Below are 2,385 nucleotides of genomic sequence, written 5' to 3' on the forward strand. Positions count from 1 at the left end.
CATCGTACGTATAGGAGTAGCTGTCCTGAACACTGCCGTTCCTTAAGTTATCCAACTTTTTAAGCAAGTTATTTTTATAGTACGAGTACTGGGTCGTTAATGAACCGGGTGTAGTTAAAGTCTTACGGTTGCCGTTGGTATAATAATCGTAGGTTGCTGTTACAGCTTTGTTCGACAAGACTCTATACAGCCGCCCCAACCTGTCATACTGCTTTTCGGTCGTATTGCCCTTCACATCGGTTAACATCTCTGCGAGATAACCTGTTGTTAATGAAGCTGTTTTATCGTAGGCGTAAATTTGAAAAAACCGTAAGAAAACGAAGGTAACAAAAACAGGTCAATCATGGTGGTATCTAACCATAATCAACCTGTTCATTGTATCGGTATTGCGCTATTTGGGTTATAAAAATAAAGCCTTTAATGTGCGTACAAACAAAATGACGAAATCTTTATACAGGTATTACATGGGTTAGATGTGTTATTGATTGAATCATGGGTTCATTCGACACCGGGTAGCCCCACCAAAGAAAAAACCTTGAAAGGCACGAAGCCAATCAAGGTTTTGTAATTTCAGTCTACAGCATTTTCGTCGAACCAAATATCTTCTTCAGAATTGGTAATATAAAATCTGTACCCACATGGTAAAGCAAGGTACTTCAATAAATCCGGTCTGTTAAAAGCAACGTGAAAGTAATGTACATTCATTAACGAGTCCGTATTGTCATCATATAAATCTGTTGTCAGCCACCACCCTGTCATGTGTTCGGGAGAAGAGTATCTTATTGCATCAATACCTAACCCTTCATAAACGCCTTTCGAAATTACAATGTTTTGGCTAAATTGTGGAAAGACGGGATTTACATCAAATTTAGCACATATATCTTCTTGCTCTCTAATTACTTTGCTTGCGTAACTAATTCCTTCTGTAAAACCGTCGCCATTACCCTTGGCTTCCTGTACGGTTAAAACGGAAGAAGAAGAACTACTAAGTTGTACTAACCACGAGTAATAGGCAATGGTCTGTTCAGGCTTGATTTGGGGTTTATAATCGATGCAATAGTCAATAAAGTACTTCAAGAACCCCATGCAATCTTGACTATTTCCTTGATTAAGAACCTTAACATTATAGCCAATCAATGATAATAGATTAGTGGTTTTTAAATAACTACCGTCAATTTCTACTTGAATATCTCGATAAGTAGTATTCATTCATCGTCTCCTCGTTGCTTGTTCCTGTTTCTTCAGCGCCCCCAACGTTCCCCCTTGCTTTGAACTACAACTTTTGCAATGAGGATACAATTGTTGCGGTGTTCCGTTCGGAACAGTTGAGTTAGGTGGCTGATGGTCAGGTATAAAGTTGCCACTCTTAGTTCCCGGCGCTTTCGAACCACAAGTATGACAACCTGTGTTCTGTCCAATATCATTTATTTTATTTCTCTCTTCTTTAGAGAAATCCCTTCCTTTACCCCTCGCCGGGATGGATTTACCTGCATGTTTACCAGGTTTTAAAGTGTCTTTGCCACTTATTGAATTCCCCGTACCTCCACTACCACCAGAAGACACCTTAAGCTTATTGGTCGCCTTGCCTGCTCCATAAGTAGCCGCGCTCTGTACGCTACTCATCAGTGCTTGCTTTTGATTGACCTTACCCGTTGTAATGTATTGCTCTGCAGCGCTGCTAGCATAGCCAGCTCCGGCACGCACGCCAATATTTGCAACAAGGGAGGCTCCGCCAGTCAATCCGGCAGTCAATCCGGTTATCGCGCCTGCGGCAGCGGCCCCCGCATATTTTTTCCAATTGCTCTTGGATAGCTGACCTTTCGCAGCATCCCTCGCCATTTCAATGCCGGCTCCAATAGCGGCTCCTGCCGCTGCTCCTACTGCCGCTGCAACAAAGTTGAAGAAGTGTCCGGTAGGGTCATCATACATCACGGGTTCATTTTTTACGTAAGCATACAGATTCAAGCTTAGGGGATCTTTTGGATCTCCACGGTACGTATCCTCACTTAAGAAGCGAGCAATTCTGGAATCATAATAACGGGCATTCAAATAGTAGAGCCCTGTCTCACTGTCATACTGGTAGCCTGCATAACGGATCGGGCTATCCATTTTACCCGTACTTGTTGTCAACTGACCCGCTGCATTGTAGTACTTCGTCGCTGAAGCAACAGGGTTGCCAAAGACATCATAATCATAGGCGGTTCGAAGCAGTCCCGTTGTGTCTCGTAAGCTCGTAACATCGCCATGACCATCAGTTTATTCGACACCCATCCCCTCCCAAAAAAGAAACCTTGAAAGGCATGAATGAACTGCTCCCCGTCAAGTAGACAGTAAATTTATTAAAAATCAGTTAGGCGGCCTTAGTCCTGAATTCCATCGGACTAA

The 2,385-nt window shown here is 42.8% G+C and carries 3 protein-coding genes; all 3 read right to left on the minus strand.

Annotated features, from left to right (window positions below):
* Positions 1-247 (minus strand): hypothetical protein (locus JFN88_RS13925; RefSeq protein ID WP_199019914.1); only part of this gene is annotated, 247 nt, incomplete at its 3' end.
* A gap of 323 nt (positions 248-570) precedes the next feature.
* Entirely contained in the window at positions 571-1,209 is a 639-nt protein-coding gene (locus tag JFN88_RS13930) for an immunity protein Imm33 domain-containing protein (protein ID WP_199019915.1), read from the minus strand.
* Complete coding sequence (locus tag JFN88_RS13935) at positions 1,210-2,211, minus strand: RHS repeat-associated core domain-containing protein (RefSeq protein WP_269846564.1); 1,002 nt, start codon at positions 2,209-2,211, stop codon at positions 1,210-1,212.
* Positions 2,212-2,385 lie beyond the last annotated feature (174 nt).

The organism is Paenibacillus roseus (assembly GCF_016424485.1).
Lineage (GTDB): Bacteria > Bacillota > Bacilli > Paenibacillales > Paenibacillaceae > Paenibacillus_D > Paenibacillus_D roseus.

Excerpts from the sequence above, each read along its gene's own strand:
- JFN88_RS13930 (WP_199019915.1), bottom strand. The coding sequence starts at position 1,209 with ATGAATACTACTTATCGAGATATTCAAGTAGAAATTGACGGTAGTTAT.